Genomic DNA, 25,142 nt, shown 5'->3' on the forward strand with positions numbered 1-25,142 from the left:
CCGGGGGTTTCTAGTGTTTAGAAAGCCTGGACGATGGTGTAGAGGATGGTGGCGACAGCTACCAGGCCCATGAAGAAGACGAAGTAGTTGGAAGCCTGGCCCTTGAAGCGCTGCAGTGCAGGAACCTTGTGGATTGCCCACATCGGGATGAGGAAGAGGATGAGTGCAATCGTCGGGCCGCACAGGGTCTCAATCATGCCCAGGATGGATGGGTCTGCCCAAGCGGTCAACCATGCGGTAATCAGCATGAAGATGAGGGTGATGGTGCCGAGCTTGCGAGCGGTTGCAGCGTCGTCCTTGTCGAGGTTCTTGTTGCCCTTGAGGATGAGGCCTTCGAAGCCCTCAGCAGCGCCGAGGTAGTGGCCGAGGAAGGACTTTGCAACAGCGATCATTGCGATAATCGGTGCAATCCACTGGATGATCGGGGTATCGAAGTGGTTAGCCAGGTAGGACAGGATGGTGATGTTCTGGGCTTTTGCTTCTGCCATGTCAGCTGGCGACAGTGACAGTGCGCAGGAGAAGACGAAGAACATAACGACGACGACCATGAGGATTTCTGCGCGCAGCAGGGTGGTGCGCGCCTTGACCTCAGCGAACTTGCCGTAGGTCTCGCGGCGGTCAACTGCGAAGGAGGAAATCATCGGGGAGTGGTTGAAGGAGAAGACCATAACCGGAACCAGGAGCATCAGGGTGACGCCCAAGCTGTGGCCGGAAGCTTCACGGGCAACGTTCAGGTCGAAGGAATCGAACAGTGCGGTGTTCCACTTCGGGATGAGGTAGATGGACAGGAGGACCAGGACGGCGATGAATGGGTAGACCAGCCAGGACATGACGTGGACGATGACATCCTTGCCCATGCGGACGATGAGGATGAGGCCGCCGACGAGCAGCAGGGAGGTCAGCCAGCGGTCCGGCGGGGTGATGCCGAGCTGGTGCTCCAAGAAGGAGTTAACCGTGTTGGTGATGGTCACGGAGTAGACCAAGAGGATGGGGTAGACGGACAGGAAGTACAGGATGTTCATGAACACGCCTGCCTTGATGCCGAAGTGCTCCTCGACGACGTCGGTCAGGTCACCGGATGGCTTGGAGCTGGAGAGAACCAGGCGCGCCAGGCCGCGGTGTGCCCAGTAGGTCATCGGCAGGGCAACAACCGTCATGATGATGAGCGGGATGATGCCGCCGATGCCGGCGTTGATTGGGAGGAACAGAACGCCTGCACCGATTGCGGTGCCGAAGAGGGAGAGCATCCAGGTTAGGTCGGAGTTGTTCCACTTCGGTGCGCCGGTGGTGCCGGCGAATGGGGATTCTGCAGGATCGAATCCTGCGGCTTGTTCAGCTTTGAATGCTTTTGAGGTCTTCATGTTCTCAGGCATGTTTGGCTCATTCTCCGGATGGTTAGCGGTGTCTTTCCGCAAGACTGAGTGAGACATTTTTTGGTCTCCTTGATGTCTCTAGTTGATCGACCGAAGCCTTAGAGCTTGGCGCAACTTTGCAAGTCTTGAGAATTTTCTCGCGGCTACAATTTTGCAACTGCAGTTGGACTTTTTAACTCTGTGTCCTGCAGCTTCAGCCCTTGTTGCTTCGCTGTGTCTTTATCATAAGCCTGTTTGGAGAAGATTTGATAATAAATTATCGCATTGCAAGTACGTTTTTTATCACTCCCTTAAAATTTGAGTTTTGCGCCAGATTGTGCTTTGTTCAACACTCTAAATTAAACAATGAACTACGTCACAGACAAAAAGAAAAAGCGCAGGTAAAAGTACCTGCGCTCGGATGTATTAATCGCCCCTTGGGGTTAATTGATCCCCTTTAAGTTTCCACCAGAACGGTGAAAGGGCCTTGATTGACGGATGCAACTTCCATCATCGCGCCGAACTTTCCGGTCTCAACGTGGACGCCGCGTGCAAGAAGTCTTGCAATGATTTTCTCAATCACAGGCTCTGCTGCATCCCCGGGCGCGGCATCAGACCAAGAGGGGCGGCGTCCCTTAGCAGTCTTGCCATAGAGCGTAAATTGGCTAACTACCAGCACGGGAGCGCCTGCTTCCTCGACGGATTTCTCGCCTTCGAGGATGCGTAGCTCGGCAATCTTGCGCGCCATCTTCTCTATCTTGGCTTCTAGCTCTGCAGTATTTACTGCAGTGTCTTCGCGTGATACTCCCACAAGTGCGAGGAGCCCGCCGGTTTCTGGGCAGTCGATAGCCCCTACGACCTCGCCATCTACGATCACTGAAGCGCTGGATACTCGGGTTAAAACTGCGCGCATTAGTCTTCCTCCTCAGCAGTAGCAGTTTGGCCGGCAGCGACTGCGCCATTTACAAGGTTGCAGAACGGGGCCAGCTCGGTGGGGATGATGAGGCCGTGGCGGATGAGGTCAACCATGGCCGGCAGCGCGGAGGCCACCAGCTCCTCCTCATCGAAGCCCTGGGCTGCGGCGTAGAGCTCGATGGTCTCGCCAAGGGAGAGCCCCGCTGGGTTTAAGCCGGCGACGATGGCCGCGATGTGCTTGTCGACGTCGTGGGACCAGCGTGGGCCCTCCGTGCGGGTAAGGCGCAGCGCGGCGGGGGCAAAGCCCATGCCCAACTCGGCGTCGGGAAGCTGCACGTCCTCGCGGGCCACGCCGGGGCGGACCTGGAAGTGCTTGGTCTCTAGCTCGCCCGGGACAAGACCTCGGAGCCAGGCCACGCGCGCGAAGTATTCCTCTACTTCTGGGCCCAGGGGATCGGTGAAAGGCTGCGGCATGTACTCGGCGAGGACGTCGGAAGGCTCGTCATCGTCGATGCGCTGGATGGCCACAAAACCAAAGCCGATGCCGGTGACGTCGTGCTCGTTAAAGTGCTCAAGCCAAAGCCGGGCACGCTCGCGGCCGAGGTCGCTGCGAACGTCCACTGACTCGTCCTTGAGCCAGGTGGAGACGTAGAGGGCAGGGTCGGCGACGTCGCGCTGGATTATCCAGGCGGCCACGCCCTTTTCCGGCAGCCAGGAGGCCACGCGCTGCTGCCAGGACTGCTCGCCTTGGTGGACCCATGCTCCCAAGATGTGTGCGCTACCGCCTGGTGCGAGGTGCTCGACTGCCTGGGAGACCACGAGCTCGCTGGCGCCGTCCAGGTTTAGCCCGGAGTCGCGGTAGATGTGGCCGACTTCCGGCAGGCCCACCACGAAAGGCGGGTTGGCCACGATGCGATCGAAGCGGCGGCTGGCTACTGGTTCAAACCAGGAGCCCTGGAGCAGTTCGACCTTTTCTTCTGCCGCGGGGCCTGCGGCGGCCAGCGTGGCGCGCGCGAGGTCCAGAGCGCGGGAGTGTAGGTCGGTGGCCGTCACGTGGGCGGCGGTGGAAAGCTGGCCGAGCAGCTGCACGCCGGAGCCGGTGCCTAGGTCCAATGTGGTCTCCACCGGAGTAAGCGGCGTCGATTGCAAAAGCGAGAGGCTGGCCGCTCCCACGCCGAGCACGTGCTCGGAGCCCGGGACGTGGTCCACCAGGGAAGCATCCACGTCAGAGAAGACCAGGCGGTTGGTGCCGACGATGATGTGTGGGCGGATGTCATAGGCAATGTAGGCATTGCCGGACTCGTCGAGTTGTGCGACGCCTGCATCCATGAGCTTGGTGGCAAGGCGGGCGCCGAGGACGTCGGAAAGCTGCGTCGGAGCCACGGCCTCGTGCAGGATAAACAGGCGGATTAGTGCGTCCAAGGTGGTATCACCCGCAGCGCCCAGGGCCACGGCGGCCGGCTCGCCGCGGTGAAGCGCCTCGGTGTACTCGGGGCCTAAGTGCCCAGCGATGCCGTCGGCGGTGAAACCGTGGGAGCTCAAGAACTCGCCAAGCTCCGCGGCGACGGCGGCGACGGGGAGCTCGGGATTGAAGTCAGGTCCAAATTTAGTCATTGTCTTTTCTCCGTCTTTTCTCCAGCCTTATTTCTTTATCTGTTTATCTATGCCGATTATTGCGAGTCGTCGTCATGTTCGATGGTCTCGGCAGTCCGCTGCTCGATGCCCTCGCGCTTGGGCTGGGCTAGTTGTTCTGCCTGCATTTGCGCCATCTGGCGGGCAAGCGCCGGCTTATAGATGTTCTTTTCGCGCTTGTCCTTGCGCTGGCCCTGCGCGTTACCAATTACCACGGCGATCCACGGCAGCGGGAAGGTAACGGCGATAATTAAGGTGCCGGCGAGCCAGGCGTCGAAGAAGTACATGAGCGCGCCGCCTATGAGGAGGGAGGGCACGCGCAGAAACTGCAGGATGGAATAGATGACTTCGCGCCGATGCAACTGTTGGCCCGGGGAGAGCTGGGCGGTGGTGATGAGGTGGGCTTCGCGGCGTCGGAAAGGGCGCGCCCATCCGCGCCGCCCCGTTTGTGGGGTGCCGGAGGAATTTCGGCTTAACCTATCGCGCGAGTTCTTGGGGGACATGCGTACAAGGGTAGACGGGCGAGGTGCGAACTTCGACACCGATGCGGCATGATTGGTGGAGTGAGTACGACGACTAAGACGATTGAACGCCCCGACGTCCGCGAGGACACGTCCACTTCTGATGACACCCCGAAGTTCTTTCATTACGTAAAGAAAGACCAGATTTTGGACTCCGCAGTCAACGGTAAGTACGTCGTTGCGCTGTGTGGCGAGACCTTCCCCGTAACCAAGCAGGCAAAGCCCGGCTCCCCGGTATGCCCGGATTGTGAGCGCGTGTACAAGGGCCTGCGCCGCAAGTGAGCCGCCCGGTGAGTAATTCTGTGTCCCGCAACCCCAGAAGATTCGCCAACAACGGAAAGCTACGCGCCTGGCAGCAGGCCGCCCTCGATAAGTTCCTGGCCAAAAAGCCGCAGGACTTCATGGCCGTGGCAACGCCTGGCGCAGGTAAGACCACCTTCGCGCTGCGCATTGCCACGGAGCTGATGGAAGACCGCACGGTCGAGCGCGTCATCGTCGTGGTGCCTACTGAACACCTGAAGATTCAGTGGTCCCAGTCAGCCGCGCGCGTGGGCTTGGCGCTGGATCCGAACTTCTCGAATTCTTCTGCCGTGAACCCGGCGATGGACGGCATCGTGGTGACCTATGCCCAGGTGGGCATGCACCCGTTTAAGCACCGCGCGGTGGCTTCGGCGCGCCGTACGTTGGTGATCCTGGATGAGATTCACCACGCAGGTGACGCCAAGAGCTGGGGCGACGGCGTGCGCGAGGCTTATGACGACGTCGAGCACCGCTTGGCGCTAACAGGTACGCCTTTCCGCTCGGATGACTCGCAGATTCCTTTCGTGCGCTACGAGCAGGACGGCGAGGGCCACCTGGTCTCTCGCTCGGATCACGCCTATAACTATGGCGATGCGCTTCGCGACGGCGTCGTGCGCCCCGTTGTGTTCTTGTCTTACTCGGGCGAGGCGCGCTGGCGTGACTCCGCGGGTGAGGAATACGCCGCGCGTCTGGGCGATATCTTGAACCCTGAGCAGACAGCCCGTGCATGGAAGACGGCGCTGGACCCGAAGGGCGAGTGGATCCCGGCGGTGCTGCAGGCCGCACACACGCGCCTTATGCAGATGCGCCGCAACATGCCGGACGCCGGCGGCCTGGTGCTTGCTACCGATACGCAGACCGCGCGTGCCTACGCGAAGCTGCTGAAGCAGATTTCCTCGACCCCGGTCTCCGTGATCTTGTCCGATGACCCGGGCTCCTCGGACCGCATTGAGGAGTTTTCCAAGTCCACCGACGAGTGGATGGTGGCAGTGCGCATGGTGTCTGAAGGCGTCGACGTCCCGCGCCTAGCGGTGGGCGTTTACGCCACCTCGGCCTCGACTCCGCTGTTCTTCGCGCAGGCAATCGGCCGCTTCGTGCGATCGCGTATGCCCGGTGAGACCGCCTCGGTGTTCCTGCCTTCCGTGCCGGTGCTGCTGGGCCTGGCTGAGAACATGGAAAAGGAACGCAACCATGTCCTGGGTGAGGAAAAGAGCCCCGATAAAGAGGGCTGGGACGACGAGCTATTGGCGGAGGCCAATACTAAGAAGTCTGAGCCCGACATGCTCGAGCCCTCCTACGAGGCCCTCGGCGCTGAGGCGGAATTTTCCGGCTTGCTGTTTAACGGCTCGCAGTTCAACACCGGCGATATCACCGAAGACGTCGATGCGGACTTCCTGGGCATCCCCGGGCTTCTCGACGCCGACCAGGTCAAGGACCTGTTGCGCAAGAAGCAGTCGGAGGAACTCGACCGCCGCGAAGCAGAGGAGAAGGCGCGCCGGGCTGCTGAGGCCGCTGAGGAACAGCGCCGCAAGCTCTACGGCATGCAGTACGCCCCGAAGCGCCGTGAGGAACCAGCCAACAACCAAGAATCCACCGGCGTAGTAGATGAGATTGGCAACCTGCGCAAGGAACTCAACACCGTTGTCTCCATTACCGCGCAGCGCACCGGCCGCCCCCACGGCGCCATTCACACTGAGGTTCGCAAGGCCTGCGGCGGCCCACCCACCGCGCTTTGCGACGCCGAGCAACTGCGCCAGCGCATCGAGTACCTGCGCAAGTGGTAGGTGACGCGACGCGGTGCACTCCTAGCGTGGAGCGCACCCAGCGTGGGTAACTTGGTCAAAAGCAGTAGTCAAAAGTAATAGAACGATGAGCAATAACACGATTAAGGCTTGTGGGCTGTACTCAAGGAGGCCAAGCGTATGACCACCCCGAACGACCCTCACACCCCGGGCAATGAGAAGAATTCCGACAGTACCGAGGGCACGGCATACCCAGCCTATGCCGGTGGTGTTGTCGGTGAACCTCAAGCCGAAAAGAAGAGCGTGATCGCTGTTTGGGCTCTCGTTATCGGCATCATTGCGCTGGTGTCTTTGTTCCTAGTTGTTCCACCGCTGCTGCTGGGGCCGATTGGCATCATCGTCTCCATCATCGCATTGCTAAAAGGCAAGAAGCGACCAAAAGAGCTGCGCCGCGCCTGGATGTCCATCGCCGGCTTGATTACCTCAATTATCGCTTTAATCTTGTCCGTTGCTTTCTCGATTTACTTGTCTACGCACATTGGTTGGACGATGACGCCTGACCCTGAAATGTGCACGACCATCGATGACCCAGCGCAAAAGCAAGCCTGCATGGAAGATTCTTTGAATGGCTCTACTCAAAACTAGGTTGCCAGTGATTTCACAGGTTTCGTAAGTAACGTGGCCGGAAGCGATTGCAAACGTATAAGTTATTAAACGCACATATTCGATAAAGAGCACGCAGTTAGGGCTGCCCCAAGGAGGCCAACCACATGACCACCCCGAACAACCCAGAGAATCCGAACAACCTGAACAACCCAGAGAACCCGGACAACGTAAAGAACCCATTTAGCAGCGACAGCACCAGCAAGCTGCCGTCCTACGGTGAGGCAACCTCCAAGGCCAACGAGGAGCGCGCTCACGACGCATACGCCACGGACGCTAACGCAACCGCCGCTGGCACCGGCTACCCGGCCTACGCTGGTGCTGACAGCCAGCCGGCAAAGAAGAACGCCGTTGCTATCTGGGCGATGGTCATCGGCATCATCGCGCTGCTGTCCCTGCTGCTGATTGTTCCGCCGCTCCTGCTTGGCCCAATCGGCATCATCGTCTCCATCATCGCGCTGGTCGTTGGCGGCAAGCGCCCGAAGGAGCTGCGCCGCACCTGGATGTCCATCGTCGGCCTGGTTACTTCCATCCTGGCCCTCGCTGGCTCCATCGCCGTCATGGCCCTCGGCGTCGCGTTCCTCGGTGAGACCGGCGCCGACAAGTGCTTGGAGATGCAGGACCCTGCTCAGCAGCAGGCCTGCATGGAGGATAGCCTAGGCACCGCAGCACAGCAGTAGGGGAAATACCCACACATCGCACTAAGCAACCCCCACGAGCCCCGACCACATATGTGGTTGGAAGGCACGTGGGGGTTCTTAATGTCTCGTGGAAGTCGCTCTGTCACTTGGCGTCGGTAAGTGCGTTTCCGAGCGGAACTAGGAGAGGGGATTAACCCTGTTTGATAATTATTGAACGGTGTTCAAGATGCTGGGCTACGATACCTGCATGGCAAAAACCTCGACTGTGCTGATGAGTATCAAGATGCGTGCAAGCCTTGAAGGTAGGCATATCTCGGGTGCAGAACGCATCGTAGAACCGCACCTTGTTCCTCGTGTGAGCTCAGAGCTTGCTACTCGTGCGTTGCGGCACGAAAAGGGCGTGCCGGATTCCATCAATATCGCTACGAGGGTGGTTGCAGCAAGCGACATTGCTCATGTCAGTGCCTTGAAGGTGAGTACACGGGACTGCGAGAACCCGGAGTCTGCACAAACAGCGATGATAGCCGTGCTCGCTAAGGGCAACCGAGTTTCCGAGAGCGCAGCCCGCCGAGGTATCGAGCTTCTGTACCGCACCCGCGATATGCGCGGTGCGAGCATCGTCTGTGCTGAAACCGGCGAGCGTCTAGACACTCATGGGCAACGTGGCGTTCGGGTGGGAACATTTGATTGGGCTGATTCCTTTTGCGCCGAGTCGAAGAACCATCGGGCTGATGCCGTTGCTTTAGCATCCAAGGCTCTTGCTGCGCCGGGCATTGTCGCGGAAGTCTGTATTTCCGATGACCCGAGCTACACCACGGGTTATGTTGCGGTCGAAGGTTCCTATACGGCTTTGCACAACGTCAAGGCTGAAGGCGGGAAACAAGGCGGACGTGTCTTGTTCTATTCAGGCGCACTTAGTGCACTTCCGGCGACAGAGCAGTGGCTGCGTGAAAAGCCTGTCCTCGTGGAAGGTTCTTGGCAATGAGCCTGGAAGACTGGGCATGCAGTTCTAATGCTTCGTGGCGTGAGCGTGGTCTGGAAAGAGTCGAAAGGGTCATTAGCGGTAGTCAAAGTCCGCGCACCGTGGTCGATGGGCGTGAAACGCTGCTTGCGGGATCGTCTGATTACCTGGGGCTCGGGGCGAATCGCGCGCTTGCCGACGCAGCCCACGAAGCAACGCTGCGCGCCGGGGTGGGGTCGGGAGGATCGCGACTGACTACGGGTACGAGTGATTATCATGTCGCGCTCGAGCGTGATCTGGCTGGTTTTGTCGGTGCGCCGGCAGCGCTCGTGTTCGGTTCGGGTTACCACGCCAACATGGGAGTAATCCCTGCGCTTGCTGCAGCTGCGCGAGATTGTGGCGAGAGACTTTCTATTTTCTCTGACGCTGATAATCATGCGAGCATCATCGACGGCATCCGGCTGGCCAAGTCGAGCTACCAAGGGATCCGGTCATCTGTTTATCCGCACCTCGACGTGAAAACCTTAGAAGAGCAGCTTGCTGCCGATGCATCAGAGCGCCGATTGATTGTCAGTGACGGCGTATTTTCCATGTCCGGCGAGCTTGCGAATCTCCATGCGCTTCAGGAACTTGCTCAGGATTACAACGCCTGGTTGATGATCGATGACGCGCACGGGATCGGCACACTTGGCAGAAATGGACGCGGCGTTTGTGAGCATTTCGATTTACCTTTGCCGGATATCTATATCGGTACCGCTAGCAAAGCCCTAGGTGTGGCGGGCGCTTTCGTCGTGGGCAGTGAGCCACTTATCGAGCTATGCCGCCAACGCTGCCGCAGCTATATCTTCTCAACGTCCATGCCACCATCGCAGGCGGCTGCTATTAGTGCGGCGTTAGCTCTTGTTCCTTCGCATGTGCCACGGCTTGCCCGCGTCGTGCACAACCTTCGGCAGCGTCTGCGGGCGAACGGATGGAAAGTGGCGGACTCGCCCGCACCTATTATCGTCTTGCCAGTAGGCGCTGAGGACGCAGCTATGGAGTGTGCGGCACAGGCGGCTGAAAGGGGAGTAATTGTTTCTCCGATCCGCTATCCGTCGGTACCGCTCGGACAGGCATTGCTAAGACTTACAGCTCATGCCGACTACTCCGAGGATGATATTGCGCTCATTGTCGATGCAGTAGGCCCCGCGCCTCAATAGTGTGACCGCGGCGCTCACCACAAAGTAACCATCACAATGAGAGTTAGTTCCATTAGTGCTGCCTGCCAGATTATGTGATGGCCGAAGGCACTAAACCCTGTAGCGGTAAAGATGTTGAGAAACTCTTTGGTTAGCAGCGCTACGACTATTGCGGCAAAAGCGATGGCGCAGGCGGCGTGGAAGAGGATGGAGAACTGCGTGAAACCTGGCGTCTTGCGCTCACGCACCATGGATTTCACGAGCGGGACGGTGCCCGAAAAGTACAACGCTAGGAACGCAAAGCTGAGCCAGGCCCTGTTATCGATGCTGCTGAAGCTGGTTGCATAAGTCGCCATCGCGATTACGGGAACGAGGAGCGCTGAGGCGACCGTCATGCGCCGCATTATTGACGCGTGCCCGCACACCGGCGTGGGCCATCTCGTCTTCCTGTCCATCACTAACCTCGACAAGCCCGAGAATACGAAGTTCCCGTACTACGCGGCGAAGGCGGCGCAGGATAAGCTCGTGCGTGAGACCGCTCTTCCCACCTCGGTCGTCAACTCCGCGCAGCGGATGGAGTTCGTCCTCAACCCCGCCTCCCCGAGCGAGGAAGACGACACCGTCAAGGTCGAAGATTGGCTTATCAAACTCATCGCGCTTGCCGATGCCGCCCGCACTGTCGCCCACTCCGCCGTCGGCGCCCGAGGTGAAGGGCGCCGTGATTAATCGGAAGATTCGATGTTCCCAACGAACGTGGTGTCTTATGCTTTAGTGGTTCTCGTCCACGGCAGCATCAATGTCTTCAAGTCGCGCAAGCCACATTGACATGTGTCCGTTTGCAATGGCGTGGAACATTGCGTTGGGGAAATACACCGGCGGCTTGTCGTAGGTTAGACAGATAGCCGCAATAATCTCCGCGGCGCTGGCAGCTGCAATTCCCTCAGCTGTCTCAAGCTCTGAAAGCGGTTTCGTTCCCAGTACAGTGGCAGGTTCATCTGGACGGAACTTCTCCAACGCTTCAGCAAATTGATTCTCGAATTGCTGCGTGTCTTCTGGAGTGATGTTCTGGGAACCAAAATCGTCCGCCATGCTCTTGAACACGGTGAGTGCAGAGTATTTCGATTCGGCTTCTTCCTCGTTGCGTTGTGATTCGCCTGCTGTCTTCCTCAGCGTGAGGATGACCTCGTTGGTATCTAGTTGAAGATGATCGAAGAGTCTACGGAGGAAGGAAATTTTCTGATCGGTCGATGTAGACAGGACGACGCCCAGACCTGCATCAACTTCACGCACTCGGCTCGAGTACGCGTAGCCGGACTTAGTAAGCACGAGAGTTCCTGATGCTTGTTCGACGAAGTTTATCAGTTCCGTGCGGTAGCGTTCGGCCATCAACTTAAGCAGCATGTGGACGAACTCGGCCCAGGTTTTGACAGGGATCTTGATGCCTTCCCATTCGAAGGCGCTGATCGAGCGCCCAGTGAAGTTCGCATCGTCGCCCATCGGCTCAGTAGGGAGCACTTCGCGCTTGGGGATAAAGTCGGAATTGGGGAGGTACCAGTAGTTGAGAGCGCGGCGCAAAAGTGCGTCGGTACGCTGCTCCATAGCTGCCCGGTCCCATTTGTCCTTCGTCTTTACATCGTCATTGAGGCGATAACCGGTTTCTCGGAAGCCTTTCTCACGGTCACGCTTGGTAATGAAATTGGAGTTGGAGTACGCGGAGTTGTAACCAGTGACAGTGAGGTTTCCAATGCGGTTTACCCACGTTTGATGGATCTCCTGAAAGTCCTCTCCGAGTTCTTCTTTCCACTGCGCATTGAGCGTCTGCGGCATAATGTGCTCGACACTGATATTGCCGTTCTCGAGCGCGGTTGCGATGTCCTTCGTATCGTTGGAATCCCCGTTTTCGAGAACATCGAAAAGATAAGCGCGCACATTTTTGTGAATGTTGTACATATTGCGGGTGCGGAACTCAGCGCTAAATTCTTCGTCGCTGGGAATGCGTCCGGACGATCCGTCGCGGCGTCGGAGCAGATAGGTGAGCACGTCGTACGCCGTATCTTTCTCTCCACGAATCTTCCGCATGTCGTTGTACATGGTCTCGTAGACCTTGTTGAGCGAGTTCGTCGGAACAGAAGCGACCGTACGGCGGAAGATATGGATCTCCAGTAGTCGAATGATGCGCGAAAATTCGTTTCTTGAAAGCTTGCCAAGCTTGACGTCGCGATACAACGGCAAGAGAAGCGGAAGCAGAACATCGCCGCGGATGAAATTAAATCGTTCGAGCTGTGCGTCCAGCGCGGCATTCTTCGTGTCGGATCCACAGATCTCGCGCATGAACTGGGAATACTCGTACATGTCGGCGAGTACCGTCTGGACATCGGAACTTTGCTTTTTGAAGTATGCCTTGAACTCGTCATAGACCTCGTTGCGCTTGGGAGTCCGCGACAATTTGATTGTTAGGTACCAGCGGATGAACCAGTCCGTGAGGTACCAAATATTCTTCTCCATCGGATTCCAGTAGTTCTCGTACAGCGTCGTCTGTAACTGGTGCTCGCAGCCCATGAGTATGAGATTGCGAATCTTGTCGCCTTCGCTCAACGCAAGGCCTGTCGAGTTGAGAGATTCGAAGATGCGTTGTGGATCATCGTGCGACTCTAGATCGAGAATCATGAGGTCAAGTCGCTCGATGGCGTTCCACAGTTGATCGCCGGTGAGCTTGGTCTTGTTCATTCGCTCGAGGAAGTACCGGTAATTTGCCGTGAGGTTGCTGTCCTCGATGAACATCGACTCATCGCCGAACAAACGCTTGTAAGCGGTCGCGTCGTTCTTTACAGGTTTGAGCTTGAATTTTGGTTCGTTGGTCGAGCTGTTTTTCATGAGATAGCTAGTACGCAACCGCCGTGCGAGTTCGGGGTCTTTGGAGGTTACGACACCGGTATCCAACAGGTGAGTGAGCGCGAGGATATAGAGACTCAGCGTGGTGAGGCGCTGTTGGCCATCAATAACGACCCACTTGAACGATGTCTCGGGGTTGCCAACGATCGAGCCGAAGAAGTGACGTTCTCTGTTCTCCGTAATCAGAGTTTCCAGGTCGTCGAATAGTCGCTCACATTGCTTCTTTGACCAGTCGTAATTGCGTTGATAAACAGGGATAATGAGTTCTTTCTCGACGCTGTCGAAAATGGTATATGCCTGTTTGACTTCGCCCTTCATGCGGCTGCGGCTCCCCTCGCTAATGGTGCACGTGAATCAATCCTTTCAACGATATAGGGCGCAACGCCTGCCTGCAGCCGAAAGGCTGATTAGGAACTGAAGAGAGAACTCTGCATAAAAATTAACGAAAGGTGTGCGCGTGAAAGACTCCAAAGGGGTCGAAAATTATGGTGATCTGTTTTCTGGGGCTTGCTTAGTTTCGCGAACCGCGTAGCGACTGAACTGCCTTCTTGCGTACTGCATCCGTTGGAGGCCGGACTTCATTGGGCTGTAAGAATCGTGGCCCTATGCTGTGTGCTCTCCAACCATCAAGGCCGAGAGCGTCGTTCCCTTTGTTATCGAGAAGGTCTGGGCAACGCTCAAGTGTGAGGAAAACGGCGTTTTCGATCGGTGCAGTCGGCCGCAGCGCGACGTAGGAATCTCCAAGATCAGGCACCAGTTTGATGGCAACAATCTCGGGCGAGATGATAATCGGGTGAGTACCGAATGCGCGGTTCGTTAACAATGACTGAGCTGATTCGAAGTCATCAAGCCACGCAGTTGCGGTGCCGGGGACAACGGCTTGGGCGAGTAGTTCACGGTCAAATTTTTTGGACTTAATGCCCTCTATTACCTCGAATAGGAAATTAACGGCGTTGAAAATAGCCCGATTTCCCGCTGCTTCGATAGCCTCCCATCCGCTCTCACTATCACCTCTGAGAAGTTCGGATCCCCAAGCCTTCCTATTCTCTAGGAGAGTGGCTGCCATTTTGCCATCGGCGCTGGTAACCCAAAGTGCGCTGGCTGCGGCTTTGCGGACATCTTTGTCGCCGCTAACAAGGAGGTCTCCGTTACCGTCTTCGTAGAGAGCGAAAAGGAAGTTGTCATCGGGGTCATCGCAGATTCGCGGTAGTTTTTGCTCCTCGCGGTCCGGAACCTCTGTCCCGACAAGGACGATGGCATCGATAAGGGATAGGCCTTCTTCTACAGTGAAGTGCTTCCGAAATTTTGCTCTAGAAATAACGTCTTCAATCTCCTGGAGAAGGCGTTCGCAGTAGAGCAGCTCAAATTTTCCTGCAAAACATGCTTCAATCAGCGCGCGCACGGAGCCGCGAGGTGACAGCAAAGACGATATAAAGAGGTTAGTATCAACAACCAGACGCAACTTTCTGTGTGCTGCTATCTGTTGAAGCTCTTCGGTCACTTACCTGCTCCCAAGGCGGTACGGGTCCTCTTTTCCATTCGCATAGTGGCGATTTCTTCATGAGCAAACGCTTCCGCAGCACCGGGATCAAGGGGCTCAGATTGAGCATCGATTGTGCGGAGAAGCTGACGGTAGGCTGCTGTAGCAAGTTCGTTGTCGCTAAGTACTTCGACAGAGGCGGCAGACTCTTGAGCGCTTTCAAGAAGACGCTTACGTGCTGCGTCTTTGCGATTCATGGCTCTGTCCACCTTTCCTTATCGGCGAAAGTCTGAGGCAAAAGTTGGAACTTATATTACCTGACATTACGACATACAGCTAGCCTCGGCCTGTCACCTGCATGTGCGAGACATACTCTGTCTCGCCGAGCAGAATTGGTGGCCTTGAAATGATTCTTTCAGAGACTAAAAAGAGGAAGCGCCCGCGCTGTACTGAGGCGCAGGCTCGACCCCGGTTTAATCGATGGCATGTCCCCCAGAGCTACTTATTTTCGCCAACCTCTCTGATTCCTTCGACGATTCGTACAGTCTTCACCGCCACGCGCGTAACCTTCGCGATGAGGTCCACGATGTACCGCGGATTTCCCACCTCGTCAGCCCAGTCGTTGGGGTCGTTGACGATTCCCGATGCCTTGTCCTTCTTCACTTGGTACCGGTCAATAATCCACGCCAGCGCAGACCGCGAGCCGAGCATGTACTCGTCCGCTTCGGCCGGGATGTCGCGCACGGTCACGGACTTGTTGTAGACCAACGTCGTTACATCGTTGACGTTCTTACCCGTCTCCGAGTCCTTCCTCTTCGCCCACTTCATCTTCTGCACGCGCCACGTCTCGCGGTCGGACTCGTCTGCCGATGCCTTCACCTCCACCGTGACCGGCCACGGCTCCACGTCCTCGTAGTTCACATGCAGATCCATGAGCTCCCGGCCGGCGTCAGCCAGCTGGTCGAACCGCGCCCGCGACGTCGGCGTTTCGATATGTGGCAGCATCTTCTTCAGATCCGCGGCGTACTTCTCTCGGTACTCGGGGTCATGCAGCTGCCCGTACACGAAGTAGAAGATGTCGTCTTTCGTCACATCCGAGCCCAGCGCCTGGCGGTAAATCCTAAGAATCTCGTCCGTGATGTTGTCCACGCGCTGGTACCCGTCGAGGATTTCTCCTTCCGTACCAGGCTCCGAGCCTTCCGATGCCCCCATCCCAAAGTCCAGCTCACCTTCCGGCGCCTTGATGTGCTCCCAGGTCCAGCGGGGGAAGAATTGGCCGCCTGAGCCAGCTCCAGTCACGTGAAGATTGGGCAGCAAATTTGTGGCGATTACTCCAAACGGTACTGCTGATCCTGCCCCTACTTGGTAGAAACCCAAATTGTCATGGGCTGGCGTGGGGAACAGCTGCGGCAGCTGGTAGGTGCAGTTGTTCAATTGCTGAGTTGGATCAAAATATGAATGCTGCTTGAAAAAGGGGCGATAGAGGCTTGTCCGGAAGCCTGCTTGGTCGATTGTAATGTTCTTGCCGCGGACTACGTTTCGAATGTTTACTCGGTCCCACGAAAATTTCTCCGAGTTAAAACAGATCTCTTTACGGGCCTCATCTTCGGACTGCCCTTTAGCGACTAGTTTTCCGAGTCGTTCAGCTTCAGAATTATAAAAAGCTGCTGAACTCGTGACCTGAGACCTCAGTTTTGCTTGTTGGCTGGAGTAACACCATGGATCTCGACTTGTTTTCAAGCCTGCGGAAAACAGTCTGAAAATCTTTAGCCCGGTTTTGTTTTTCTTGTCGCCCAGAGCAGGCCAAGTTTCAAATTCGTCATTTCTCTGATCGAGCCAGTCGCCGTAAATATTGGGCTCAATAATTTGCCAATCGACATTATCGAGCGTGGAGTGATCAACAATCGCAAGTTTTTCGTCTGCACTGAGGTAGTCGCCAATATCGCGGTAGTGGATACAGACATCGTCGGGGATTTCGCGCTTGACGGCGATGATGATCGCAATAGTTGTGCGTCCGCCGTCACGGAAGACATTGCCTGCTTCTTGTCGTCGAACGTCGCCTGCAGTACGCGCATTACCGCGAAGGTTATACACGTAAATGTCGCTGAGTTCATCGTCAAGAGACAACCGAACTCCGTCAGCGGTGTTGCCGTCTATCCAGCCGCCGTTTGAAACAAATGCCATCACACCGTGTGTACCGAGTCGGTCAATCGACCAGCGGAATGCGCGGAGGTATGAATCATAGAGGGAGTTCTTTAGCTGAGCGCTGGAATTTGCAGCAAAGGTTTCCTCGATACGTTTGTCGAGCGTCGGGTACTTGAGGTTTTGGTTGTTATCGTTCGCACTCGTCTGGCCCACGGAGTAGGGCGGGTTACCGACGATGATATTGATAGGAGCATCGATTTGCCGTTGGATGGCGGCGTTGTTTTCCTTGAAGACCTTGAGGTCGAGGATGTCGCCTTCCTCATGGATTTGGAAGGTATCGGCAAGAGCGATGCCGTCGAAGGGGACGTACTCGGGCTCGGGTTCGCCATTGCGTTGGGCGCGTTCGGCCTGGAGTGCGTTGTAGGTGGTCTCGATGTTGACCGCGGCGACGTAGTAGGCGAGCAACATAATCTCAGTGGCGTGGAGCTCGGTCGCGTACTTGCGGGCGAGGTCGTCGGGTTCGATGAGACCAGACTGGAGGAGGCGAACCATGAACGTGCCGGTGCCGGTGAAGGGGTCGAGAATGTGGACGCCTTCGTCGGTAAGGCCCTTGCCGAAGTGCCAGCGGGAGATTTGATCGGCGGAGCGAAGGATGAAGTCGACGATCTCAACTGGGGTGTAAACGATGCCGAGGGCCTCGGACTGTTTCTTGAAGGCTTTGCGGAAGAATCGTTCGTATAGGTCCTTGATCACTTGCTGCTTGCCGGAAGCGGAGGAGACCTCGGAGGCGCGGATGCGGACCGACTCGTAGAACTTCGTCAGAGACTCGGTCTCCGACTCGAGCTTGGCGTCCGAGAGCGCGTCGACCATGCGCTGCATGACGCGGGCGACCGGGTTGTGCGCGGCAAAGTCGTGCTCGGTGAACAGTGCATTGAACACCGGGGCGGTGATCAGGTGCTGCGAGAGCATGCTGATCGCTTCGTCCTCGGTAATCGAGTCGTTGAGGTTCCCGCGCAGGCCCTCGATGAAGACCTCGAATTCCTTGCGGATCGTGTCATCCGCGGCATTGATGAGTGCCTTGATGCGAGCGATTTGTGCTTCGGCGATCGTGGCGACATCGTCAGCCCAGTCTTCCCAATAAGTACGTGTGCCGACCTTGTCGACCAGCTTGACGTACATGGCTTCCTGCCAGGCCTCGAGGGAGAACAGAGTCATCTGCTCCGCGGTGAGTTCCTGCTCGCTGGAAGCTTCGGACTGGCCGGTTGGGGAGGTATCGGAAGCATTGAGCCTATTCTTGGCCGTGGCCGGATCGTCGTCGGCAGGCTTGTCGTTTGGCTTCGAGTTTGGTACGGGCTGAACATCGATGGGCAGCTTAACTTTCTCGTTGAGCGCAATCGAGTTGACCTTCGCGTTGAAGCGGTCATCGTGGGCGCGCAAAGCGTTGAGAATCTGCCAGACGACGCGGAAGCGCGTGTTGTCGTTGAGCGCCTGGGACGGGGAGACTCCCGGTGGAATGGCGACGGGAAGGATGATATAGCCGTAGTCCTTGCCCTCGGCTTTGCGCATGACGCGGCCGACGGACTGGACGACGTCGACCATGGAATTGCGCGGGTGGAAAAAGATGACGCTATCGAGGGCGGGGACGTCCACGCCTTCGGAGAGACAGCGGGCGTTGGTAAGGATGCGGGTTTCGTCTTCGGGGATGGAGGACTCAAGCCACGAGATCTTATTGCCGCGCTCGAGGGCGTTCATGGTGCCATCGACGTGCTCGACGGCGACCTGAAGATCGATGTTGAGCAGGCTGACGTCGTTGGTGGCGGCGTGGTCCTTGAGCTGCTCCTGGTACTGGCGGATGAGCGTGGGGAAGGTCTCTTGGATGGTCTTCGAGGCCTTGATGTCCTTGGCGAAGGCAACGGTGCGGCGCATGGGTTGGGCGTTCGCTTCAAAGCCGGACTTGGTGTCTTGCTCGGCACCCGAACGCTTCGCGAGTCCGTTCCACGCGCCGATCATGGCAGAGGCAGTGGTGAGGTTGATTTCGTTGGTGGGGTTGGTAGCGAGGACGTCGGCGGCGATGTCTTCCTCGACGGTCATGACGAGAACCTTGTAGTCGGTGAGTAGACCCTTGTCCACGGCCTCGCCGAAGCCGAGGCGGTAGAACTCGGGGCCGTAGATGGCCTCGTCATCCATGGAGGCAAGCTCCGCGGAATGCTCAGCGGCCTTGCCCTTTATGTTGTCATCGAACAGGCGGGGAGTCGCGGTCATGTAGAGACGCTTGCTAGCCTTGATGTATTTTTCGTCGTGAATCTTCACGAAGTTGGAGGCATCCTCCCCGGCGAGGGTGACGCCGGTGGTGCGGTGAGCTTCATCGCAGATGACGAGATCGAAGTCGTCCATGCCGAGTTCCTGGGCCTCGTGAATGGCCTCAATGGACTGGTACGTGGAGAAGATGACGTTGATACCGGCACGACGCTTGCCCTGCGCGGTGCGCTCGGCAATGTTCTTGCCGTTGGTAGAGACCGGAACCTCCAAGTCATAGGAGGCAATGTCTTCAGCCTTCTTGGAGACCTTCGTATCCGAACAGACTGCGTAGGACTTCAGCGGCAGGTGCTCCTGGTTCTGTGCGGTCCATTCTTTTAACGTCTGCGAGAGCAAGGAGATGGAGGGAACGAGGAAGAGGACGCGGGCCTTGTTGCCGTTGAGCTCCGCGAAGCGCTCCGCCAGACGCAGGGCGGTAAACGTCTTTCCCGTACCGCACGCCATGATGAGCTTTCCACGGTCGTGTGTTTCAAAGCCTGCGATAGCCTTCGAGATCGCTTCTTGCTGGTGCGGGCGCGGGGAGAAAACCTCGCGCCGGGTGAGGTTAATTTCGATCTCAGAACCCGGGAAGGTCACATCCCAGTCGATAGGGGATTCTGCAATCGCTGCCGTGCCGATACGGTTGGTTGGGATGAGCTGGTGCTCCAGCATCTCCTCAGCATTCTTTGACCATCGCTCCGACGTGGAGATGATGATCCGCTGTGCGAAGGATTCTGTGCCCTTGTCTGTAGTAAACGAGTGTCCGGATGCCTCAAAGAAGGAATCAAGGTGACGCTTCTGGATATAGGTATCCGGCTTGTAGAACTTGCACTGGATGGCAACCCACGCGTCGTCATCGGCGCGCCGGGCAACGAGGTCGATGCCGGTGTCTTGCTTACCGCCGTTGAACTCCCAATCGCTCCAACGGCTGACTTCCGAGAACTGCTCCTGGAGGACGGGATCGGTTCGGAAGTAGTTGACCATTAACTTTTCGAACTTAATGCCGTACGAGCCTTGAGGCTGATTTTCACGGAGCTGGGCTAGGACTTCACCGAAAGCAGACATGGTGTCCATTATGGACTACACATGAGTTCTCCACTTCCAAATGGTGGCGATGTTGTGCAGCCGGGGTGGATGACTTGAGCCATTAGTAGAGCCCTGCATTCCTCATCATGCTCTGTCGTGTTTGAGAGATGAGGTAGCCGCTCAAGGGGCGGCCGGAGTGGATGGCGGCATCGTAAAGATAGTTGTGGAGGGTATCGGCACGCGAGCGGGGGCTGGTGCGTAAATCGAAGTCACGTTGGATCTGGGCGACTACGAATGGCACGGCGTTGATCTCGGAGACCGCGATTAGAAGTGCGGCGACGCTGCGCTCCACTGTGGCGTTGGTCGAGCTAAATTGCTTCGGCTTGTCGTGGGCTAGGGCGCTCAGGAGCCGGCGAGTGGATGTTAGCAGTTCCGGATCGATCTCTGGGTGATCGTTAAACCACTCGGTGATAAGTGCGTCCCATTGCTTTACACCAGCGATAACGTCTGGGGCTAGGGCGCTGAGTTTGGTGTCCTCGGAGGGGAGAGGGGAATCGTCGAGCTGTGCGTCGAAGCGGGAGGTCTCGGGGTCGGGCATGCCAGGGCCGAGGCCGATGGCATCTGAGCCGTAGCCATAGGAACCGAAGTCGGATTGTGCTTGGAGTTCCCTGCGGAAGCGCTTTCCTTCTTCCTTTAGTGCTGAGTCGAGCTGCCTTTGGATGTGGGCGGGGCGTCCTGCGACTTCGCCGGTCCAGGTGACGAACTTGGTGAGGACGCGTGGGAAGCACCGGAGGAACGAGTCACGGGCTATGACTTTGCGGGCTACGAGGGTCAGAGCTATTTCCACACGTAGTGGGGACCAGTGGTAGAGGTCGGCCATGGTGTAATTGGCTGTGATGCTGAGTAGCGTCTCGGTAGCATCGGCCTCCTCCTTCTTAAGCGGAACGGCATCCAGGAAGGCGGCCAATGTTTCTTCAGTTTCGGAATTATCGCCTTCTTCAAGACGAATACGGCGGCCGATGATACCGGGACTGGAGACAGTAGCAGGGACATTATCTAGTAGCGAGAGCACCCAGCGCAGCAGCGGACGGGTGGTAGGCCAGCTTTCACCAGGGCCGTCGTCGACTGTGATCTCATCTAGCCAGATGGCGTTGCTGAGGAAATCGGCCAGGCCCTCCTGGCTCGTAGGGCCGAAGCTCTCCATGGACTCATCCTTGGACATGATCTCCATAACCTGCTGTGCATTGGCCTCGGTGAGGAAACAGTCATAAATCGAGCCATTGCCGCCTGCTAGGTCAATGGAGACATTCACCGTCAGGGGCGCAGAGTGCGGGACGGATAGCTCGAGAGTGTAGTAATGGACATCCCCGTAGTACTGCGTAGCCTCGATGACGTTGACTACGCTGGCTTGCTCAAGGTGAGCAAGCCAGGTCGGTTCCTGCGGTAAGTCATCGCGCCGGGCGAGCTCAGCGTGATGGAGCTTTACGCGCTCTTTATCTTCATCCAGCAGGGCGGCGGCCCAGAGTACCGCGGTCGTCTCTGGGGCGGGGTTATCCCACATGGCTTCAAAGAACTCGGCAGGCTTTTGCGAGAAATCGTCATCCAGGGACAGGATCGCAGAGACCCACTGAAGCAGATCGATGGGGCTTGAACTGTCCAGGAAGGCCGCAAGGGCGGGCGTGAAGGCATTCATGACACCAGAGTCTATCCATGCATCCGCGGCAGCGGGGCTGTGTACTCTCGAGTGTTATGTCGAAATTCGACGTAGTGAGCTGGGAATATTTTTTGATTTGTAGACGGGTATTTTCGGCGTCTCCATTTTCTTAAGTTTGCGTTCATCTATGCGGATCCGCGTGTAGGCTCGGCACTGTTATAACCAGTGAAATTGGGTTAATTCGACATCCCAAGGAGATACGTGATGAAAAAGCTCATCAACTCACCGGAGAACGTAGTGGCGGAGTCTGTGGAGGGCTTCGCGCTGGCACACGGCGACATCGTCAAGCGCTTTACTGAGCCGCTGTTTGTGGCGCGTGCGCAGAAGAAGGAACAGGGCAAGGTTGCGATTGTCTCTGGTGGTGGCTCGGGACATGAGCCGCTCCACGCAGGCTTCGTGGGCCACGGCATGTTGGATGCCGCGGTGCCAGGCGCGATGTTTACGTCGCCGACGCCGGATGCGATCCAGGCGGCGACCGACGAGGTCCATGCGGGTGCGGGTGTGCTTTACATCGTGAAGAACTACACCGGCGATGTCCTCAATTTCGATACCGCGGCTGAGTTGGCGGAGTTCGATGACATTGAGGTCAGCCAGGTGATCGTGGATGATGACGTGGCGGTGGAGGATTCCACCTACACTGCAGGCCGTCGCGGTGTGGCGGGCACGCTGCTCGTGGAGAAGCTGGCAGGTGCAGCCGCTGAGCGCGGTGATGATCTAGCTGCTGTCACGGCAGTGGCGAAGAAGGTCGTGGAGAACACCGCGACCATGGGCGCAGCACTGAGCGCTTGCACCGTGCCGCACGTGGGCAAGCCTTCCTTTGACCTCGCAGATGATGAGGTGGAGCTCGGCGTCGGTATCCACGGCGAGCCGGGCCGCAAGGAGATCCCGTTGGTCTCCGCGGACGATGTCACTGATCATCTCATGGAGCCGATTCTTGCCGACCTGAAGTTGGCAGAAGGCGAGCGAACCATCGTCGTCGTCAATGGCATGGGTGCCACCCCGGCATCGGAGCTCTACGTGGTCTACCGCCGAGTAGCTCAGCGCCTAGAAGAAGCGGGCGTGACCATTGAACGCTCCCTCGTAGGTAACTTCGTCACCAGCCTCGACATGGCGGGCTGCTCTGTCACGGTCATGCGCGCCGACGATGAAGACATCGAGCTGTTCGACGCACCATGCCATACCGCCGCACTACGCCAAGGAGAATAAAGTGACTTCTGTTGAAACTTTGAACACCGAATGGGCCCTGGCTTGGATGAAAGGTTGTGCCGAACAAGCCCACGAGCACCGGGAGGAGCTTATTGAGCTCGACCGCGTCATCGGCGATAGTGACCATGGTGAAAACGTGGACCGTGGTTTCCGTGCGGTCGTGGAAAAGCTCGAAGCAGATGCCTCGGAAAGCATCGTGGATGTGCTGAAGCTGACGGCCAAGACCTTGATGTCCACCGTCGGCGGCGCATCTGGTCCGCTTTTGGGAACTACATTCCTGCGCGCTGCTAAGTCAGTCGGCGGTGAAGCGCTTGATGGCGCTGGCGCGGCCGCGCTCATTGAGGCGGCACTCGAGGGCATCACCACCCGTGGTAAGGCCGCCGAAGGGGAGAAGACCATGGTTGATGCGTGGGCGCCGGCGGCGCGTGCTGCCCGCGAGCAGGCTGATGCCGGGGCGGGAGTTGCCGACGTTCTGCGCGCGGCAGCCGATGCCGCAGCCGAAGGCGCCGAGGCAACCATTCCACTCGTTGCCACCAAGGGCCGTGCTTCCTACTTGGGTGAGCGCTCTGTTGGCCATAAGGATCCAGGTGCTGCTTCGACCGCGCTGTTTATTGCTGCAGCTGCTGACGCTGCTTCTGCTGTAAAGGAGGGTTAGGGCATGGCAGAACCGAAAGTGGGCTTGGTCCTAGTTTCGCACTCAGCCAAGCTGGCCGAAGGCCTTGCTGAGCTGGCTGGGCAGATGGCCGCTGACGTGCGTATCGCAGCCGCGGGTGGTCTGGAGTCCGGTGAAATCGGAACCTCGTATGACCTCATCGAGTCGGCTATTAATGACCTGCTCGGGGAAGGCCTCGCAGTTGTTGTTCTCACCGACTTGGGCTCGGCAACAATGACCGTTGAGTCGGTGCTGGAGTTCCTTGACGATGAGCCGGTGAAGTTCGTGGACGCACCGCTCGTGGAGGCTGCTATCGCTGCGGCTACTGCGGCGCAGCAAGGTGATGACCTTGACGAAGTTGCTGTTGCTGCCGAGCGCGCCATCGAGGTGTTCGTGCCAAAGAAAGTGGCGGAACGCAAGGCAGACGTCGCAGACGGCGATGCATACTCACGGTCGGCAACCGTGGCTGATGCTGCTGGTCTCCATGCACGCCCTGCAGCGAAGGTGGCTGAGATGGCCGCGGAGGCAAGTGGCGACATTGTCATTGCATTCGATGACGACCGAGCTGATGCCGATTCCGCCATGATGCTGATGTCCTTGGGCGCCGCGCAGGGCGACACCGTGACGATCATCGGTGATTCAGCGGATAAGCCGATTGTCGACAAAATCGCTGATGCTATTGCGGATGGTCTCGATAACTAGGTTGACAGCACCTGGTAGATGACCTTGGCTACGCGGTCGGGCACCATGTTGCGGGCTACGCGGGCTGCTTTGTCTTGGGCGCCGACGCCCCAGTGGAGGCGGCCTTTGTCCCAGCGGTTCTTGGGGTTGGCGGCGCGCCAGATGGCTTGCGCGACGTCGTCTGGCGTGAGGTTTACGCCGAGGCGTGTGACCGTCTTGGACTTGACGTCGGAGATGGGCGTCTTTGCCCACAGCGGATTGATGTCGAGCACGCGGATCTTGTCGCGGCGCCACTCGAGGTCGAGGGTTTCAGTCATGGACTGGACGTAGGCCTTGGTGGCGGCGTAGACGCCGACGTCGGGGATGCCGTAGCAGCCGGCGATGGAGGCGATGTTGATCAGCTGCGAGCCGGGAGTCTTCTTCAGATAGGGGTAAGCAGCGCGTGCGCCGAGGGTGACGCCTAGTGCGTTGACGTCGATGACGGCGCGGATACGCGCGGGTTCGCTTTCCGCGATGGTGGCGGAGTCGATGATGCCGGCGTTGTTGTCGAGGATGTCGAGCCTGCCGCCGGTGAGTTTGGTGAACTCGGATAGGGCAGCGTCCCAGGACTCCGGTTTGGTTACGTCAAGCTCGTAGAAGGTGATGCCGTCACCGAGGATGGAATCGTCGGCTGGTGGACGGAGATCGCCCAGTCCGACGATGTAGCCTTCATTGCGGAAAATACGGGCTACGGCGAGACCGAAGCCGCCGCAGCCGCCGGAGATAAAAATCGACTTCATTCCGCAATGCTAACTGTTTCCTAAGTCATAGGAAAGAGTTTTATAGGCCGATGTCTTTGTTTTCTTTTGTGGCTTTGGCTCGCTAGAAGGCGAATACGCGCATCATGATTGTGATGGCCACCAGCATGATGATGGCGGTGGGGTTTCCGTCGAAGTTCTCAACGAGAACTGGCCAGCCGATGGCAGCGGTCATGATGGGGAACGCGGCGAAGGCGTTGCCCATGACCACGGTGAACAGCGCGTTGCTCGAGCAGTACGCGATGACGCTCCAGAGCAGGGCTTCCTGCACAATCGGCTTCGGGGCTTGTAGGGGCTAGGCCGCTGCGGCCTCCCGGGCTGTGGGGATGTCTCTGTAGAGCTCTCCGCT

General features: G+C 57.7%; 22 protein-coding genes. 10 read left to right on the forward strand and 12 right to left on the reverse strand.

Annotation, left to right across the window (positions count from 1 at the left end):
* Positions 1 to 17: 17 nt before the first annotated feature.
* The 4 genes from HMPREF3169_RS10760 to HMPREF3169_RS10775 all read right to left on the reverse strand — a co-directional run bounded on the left by HMPREF3169_RS10760 (position 18) and on the right by HMPREF3169_RS10775 (position 4,402).
* Positions 18 to 1,373, reverse strand: a complete 1,356-nt coding sequence (locus HMPREF3169_RS10760; RefSeq protein WP_371441021.1) for an SLC5/6 family protein — start codon at positions 1,371 to 1,373, stop codon at positions 18 to 20.
* 436 nt (positions 1,374 to 1,809) lie between these two features.
* A complete protein-coding gene (dtd, locus tag HMPREF3169_RS10765) occupies positions 1,810 to 2,265 on the reverse strand; it encodes a D-aminoacyl-tRNA deacylase (protein WP_061922952.1) in 456 nt (151 codons plus the stop codon).
* Positions 2,265 to 3,881, reverse strand: a complete 1,617-nt coding sequence (locus HMPREF3169_RS10770) for a DUF7782 domain-containing protein (protein ID WP_070456498.1) — start codon at positions 3,879 to 3,881, stop codon at positions 2,265 to 2,267. The genes dtd and HMPREF3169_RS10770 overlap by 1 nt, the downstream gene beginning before the upstream one ends.
* Before the next feature lie 56 nt (positions 3,882 to 3,937).
* Positions 3,938 to 4,402, reverse strand: coding sequence for a DUF3099 domain-containing protein (locus tag HMPREF3169_RS10775; protein ID WP_083286121.1), 465 nt, complete (start codon positions 4,400 to 4,402; stop codon positions 3,938 to 3,940).
* Positions 4,403 to 4,450: 48 nt separating this feature from the next.
* Between HMPREF3169_RS10775 and HMPREF3169_RS10780 the strand changes: the two genes are divergently transcribed.
* From HMPREF3169_RS10780 to HMPREF3169_RS10805, 6 genes are all read left to right on the forward strand, one after another.
* On the forward strand, positions 4,451 to 4,702 hold the full coding sequence (locus HMPREF3169_RS10780; RefSeq protein ID WP_049192065.1) for a DUF3039 domain-containing protein: 252 nt from the start codon (positions 4,451 to 4,453) through the stop codon (positions 4,700 to 4,702).
* Between the two features lie 8 nt (positions 4,703 to 4,710).
* Complete coding sequence (locus tag HMPREF3169_RS10785; RefSeq protein WP_246815634.1) at positions 4,711 to 6,504, forward strand: DEAD/DEAH box helicase; 1,794 nt, start codon at positions 4,711 to 4,713, stop codon at positions 6,502 to 6,504.
* 138 nt (positions 6,505 to 6,642) lie between these two features.
* Positions 6,643 to 7,107 (forward strand): DUF4190 domain-containing protein, encoded by a 465-nt coding sequence (locus HMPREF3169_RS10790; protein WP_070456500.1) that lies wholly within the window; start codon positions 6,643 to 6,645, stop codon positions 7,105 to 7,107.
* Between the two features lie 125 nt (positions 7,108 to 7,232).
* Entirely contained in the window at positions 7,233 to 7,805 is a 573-nt protein-coding gene (locus tag HMPREF3169_RS10795; RefSeq protein ID WP_062038696.1) for a hypothetical protein, read from the forward strand.
* 208 nt (positions 7,806 to 8,013) lie between these two features.
* Positions 8,014 to 8,751 carry a 6-carboxyhexanoate--CoA ligase gene (locus HMPREF3169_RS10800; protein ID WP_235591269.1) on the forward strand — a complete coding sequence of 246 codons (738 nt, stop codon included), beginning with the start codon at positions 8,014 to 8,016 and terminating at the stop codon, positions 8,749 to 8,751.
* Positions 8,748 to 9,926, forward strand: coding sequence for an aminotransferase class I/II-fold pyridoxal phosphate-dependent enzyme (locus HMPREF3169_RS10805; protein WP_070456502.1), 1,179 nt, complete (start codon positions 8,748 to 8,750; stop codon positions 9,924 to 9,926). The genes HMPREF3169_RS10800 and HMPREF3169_RS10805 overlap by 4 nt, the downstream gene beginning before the upstream one ends.
* A 14-nt stretch (positions 9,927 to 9,940) precedes the next feature.
* Here the strand turns inward: HMPREF3169_RS10805 and HMPREF3169_RS10810 are convergent, their stop codons facing one another.
* Positions 9,941 to 10,300 carry a hypothetical protein gene (locus HMPREF3169_RS10810; protein WP_070588434.1) on the reverse strand — a complete coding sequence of 120 codons (360 nt, stop codon included), beginning with the start codon at positions 10,298 to 10,300 and terminating at the stop codon, positions 9,941 to 9,943.
* On the opposite strand from HMPREF3169_RS10810, the gene HMPREF3169_RS10815 reads away from it, so the two are divergent.
* Positions 10,299 to 10,631, forward strand: a complete 333-nt coding sequence (locus HMPREF3169_RS10815; RefSeq protein WP_070456504.1) for an SDR family oxidoreductase — start codon at positions 10,299 to 10,301, stop codon at positions 10,629 to 10,631. The genes HMPREF3169_RS10810 and HMPREF3169_RS10815 overlap by 2 nt on opposite strands.
* A 42-nt stretch (positions 10,632 to 10,673) precedes the next feature.
* Here HMPREF3169_RS10815 and HMPREF3169_RS10820 read toward each other — a convergent pair whose 3' ends face one another.
* The 5 genes from HMPREF3169_RS10820 to HMPREF3169_RS10840 form a co-directional block, all read right to left on the reverse strand.
* Positions 10,674 to 13,115, reverse strand: coding sequence for a DUF262 domain-containing protein (locus HMPREF3169_RS10820; RefSeq protein WP_062038717.1), 2,442 nt, complete (start codon positions 13,113 to 13,115; stop codon positions 10,674 to 10,676).
* A gap of 193 nt (positions 13,116 to 13,308) precedes the next feature.
* Positions 13,309 to 14,298: a putative toxin-antitoxin system toxin component, PIN family gene (locus tag HMPREF3169_RS10825; protein WP_070456506.1), complete on the reverse strand. Its 990-nt coding sequence runs from the start codon at positions 14,296 to 14,298 to the stop codon at positions 13,309 to 13,311.
* On the reverse strand, positions 14,295 to 14,534 hold the full coding sequence (locus HMPREF3169_RS10830; RefSeq protein ID WP_062038724.1) for a hypothetical protein: 240 nt from the start codon (positions 14,532 to 14,534) through the stop codon (positions 14,295 to 14,297). The genes HMPREF3169_RS10825 and HMPREF3169_RS10830 overlap by 4 nt, the downstream gene beginning before the upstream one ends.
* Positions 14,535 to 14,775: 241 nt before the next feature.
* Entirely contained in the window at positions 14,776 to 19,782 is a 5,007-nt protein-coding gene (locus HMPREF3169_RS10835; protein WP_070456734.1) for a DEAD/DEAH box helicase, read from the reverse strand.
* Between the two features lie 82 nt (positions 19,783 to 19,864).
* Positions 19,865 to 21,436: a hypothetical protein gene (locus HMPREF3169_RS10840; protein ID WP_070456508.1), complete on the reverse strand. Its 1,572-nt coding sequence runs from the start codon at positions 21,434 to 21,436 to the stop codon at positions 19,865 to 19,867.
* A 225-nt stretch (positions 21,437 to 21,661) separates the two neighbouring features.
* Here HMPREF3169_RS10840 and dhaK point away from each other — a divergent pair, with 225 nt between their 5' ends.
* From dhaK to dhaM, 3 genes are read left to right on the forward strand one after another with little or no spacing between them, the layout of a single operon-like run.
* Entirely contained in the window at positions 21,662 to 22,663 is a 1,002-nt protein-coding gene (gene dhaK, locus HMPREF3169_RS10845) for a dihydroxyacetone kinase subunit DhaK (protein WP_061922926.1), read from the forward strand.
* A gap of 46 nt (positions 22,664 to 22,709) precedes the next feature.
* Entirely contained in the window at positions 22,710 to 23,318 is a 609-nt protein-coding gene (dhaL, locus tag HMPREF3169_RS10850) for a dihydroxyacetone kinase subunit DhaL (RefSeq protein ID WP_070456736.1), read from the forward strand.
* 3 nt (positions 23,319 to 23,321) lie between these two features.
* Entirely contained in the window at positions 23,322 to 24,017 is a 696-nt protein-coding gene (dhaM, locus tag HMPREF3169_RS10855; RefSeq protein ID WP_061922923.1) for a dihydroxyacetone kinase phosphoryl donor subunit DhaM, read from the forward strand.
* Here the strand turns inward: dhaM and HMPREF3169_RS10860 are convergent.
* Positions 24,014 to 24,775, reverse strand: coding sequence for an SDR family oxidoreductase (locus HMPREF3169_RS10860; RefSeq protein ID WP_070456510.1), 762 nt, complete (start codon positions 24,773 to 24,775; stop codon positions 24,014 to 24,016). The two genes, dhaM and HMPREF3169_RS10860, sit on opposite strands and share 4 nt — an antisense overlap.
* Before the next feature lie 82 nt (positions 24,776 to 24,857).
* The gene (locus HMPREF3169_RS10865) at positions 24,858 to 25,064 is read right to left on the reverse strand and encodes a 5-oxoproline transporter, DUF979 family subunit (RefSeq protein WP_070456512.1); all 207 of its coding nucleotides are present in this window, start codon (positions 25,062 to 25,064) and stop codon (positions 24,858 to 24,860) included.
* Positions 25,065 to 25,142 lie beyond the last annotated feature (78 nt).

The sequence above is a fragment of the Corynebacterium sp. HMSC08C04 genome (genome assembly GCF_001807495.1).
Taxonomy (GTDB): domain Bacteria; phylum Actinomycetota; class Actinomycetes; order Mycobacteriales; family Mycobacteriaceae; genus Corynebacterium; species Corynebacterium simulans.

Bases quoted from the DNA above. Each gene is read 5' to 3' on its own strand.
- HMPREF3169_RS10760 (WP_371441021.1), bottom strand. From the start codon at position 1,373: ATGCCTGAGAACATGAAGACCTCAAAAGCATTCAAAGCTGAACAAGCC.
- dtd (WP_061922952.1), bottom strand. From the start codon at position 2,265: ATGCGCGCAGTTTTAACCCGAGTATCCAGCGCTTCAGTGATCGTAGAT.
- HMPREF3169_RS10770 (WP_070456498.1), bottom strand. From the start codon at position 3,881: ATGACTAAATTTGGACCTGACTTCAATCCCGAGCTCCCCGTCGCCGCC.
- HMPREF3169_RS10775 (WP_083286121.1), bottom strand. From the start codon at position 4,402: ATGTCCCCCAAGAACTCGCGCGATAGGTTAAGCCGAAATTCCTCCGGC.
- HMPREF3169_RS10780 (WP_049192065.1), top strand. From the start codon at position 4,451: ATGATTGGTGGAGTGAGTACGACGACTAAGACGATTGAACGCCCCGAC.
- HMPREF3169_RS10790 (WP_070456500.1), top strand. From the start codon at position 6,643: ATGACCACCCCGAACGACCCTCACACCCCGGGCAATGAGAAGAATTCC.
- HMPREF3169_RS10795 (WP_062038696.1), top strand. From the start codon at position 7,233: ATGACCACCCCGAACAACCCAGAGAATCCGAACAACCTGAACAACCCA.
- HMPREF3169_RS10800 (WP_235591269.1), top strand. From the start codon at position 8,014: ATGGCAAAAACCTCGACTGTGCTGATGAGTATCAAGATGCGTGCAAGC.
- HMPREF3169_RS10805 (WP_070456502.1), top strand. From the start codon at position 8,748: ATGAGCCTGGAAGACTGGGCATGCAGTTCTAATGCTTCGTGGCGTGAG.
- HMPREF3169_RS10815 (WP_070456504.1), top strand. From the start codon at position 10,299: ATGCGCCGCATTATTGACGCGTGCCCGCACACCGGCGTGGGCCATCTC.
- HMPREF3169_RS10810 (WP_070588434.1), bottom strand. From the start codon at position 10,300: ATGACGGTCGCCTCAGCGCTCCTCGTTCCCGTAATCGCGATGGCGACT.
- HMPREF3169_RS10820 (WP_062038717.1), bottom strand. From the start codon at position 13,115: ATGAAGGGCGAAGTCAAACAGGCATATACCATTTTCGACAGCGTCGAG.
- HMPREF3169_RS10830 (WP_062038724.1), bottom strand. From the start codon at position 14,534: ATGAATCGCAAAGACGCAGCACGTAAGCGTCTTCTTGAAAGCGCTCAA.
- HMPREF3169_RS10835 (WP_070456734.1), bottom strand. From the start codon at position 19,782: ATGTCTGCTTTCGGTGAAGTCCTAGCCCAGCTCCGTGAAAATCAGCCT.
- HMPREF3169_RS10840 (WP_070456508.1), bottom strand. From the start codon at position 21,436: ATGAATGCCTTCACGCCCGCCCTTGCGGCCTTCCTGGACAGTTCAAGC.
- dhaK (WP_061922926.1), top strand. From the start codon at position 21,662: ATGAAAAAGCTCATCAACTCACCGGAGAACGTAGTGGCGGAGTCTGTG.
- dhaL (WP_070456736.1), top strand. From the start codon at position 22,710: ATGAAAGGTTGTGCCGAACAAGCCCACGAGCACCGGGAGGAGCTTATT.
- dhaM (WP_061922923.1), top strand. From the start codon at position 23,322: ATGGCAGAACCGAAAGTGGGCTTGGTCCTAGTTTCGCACTCAGCCAAG.
- HMPREF3169_RS10860 (WP_070456510.1), bottom strand. From the start codon at position 24,775: ATGAAGTCGATTTTTATCTCCGGCGGCTGCGGCGGCTTCGGTCTCGCC.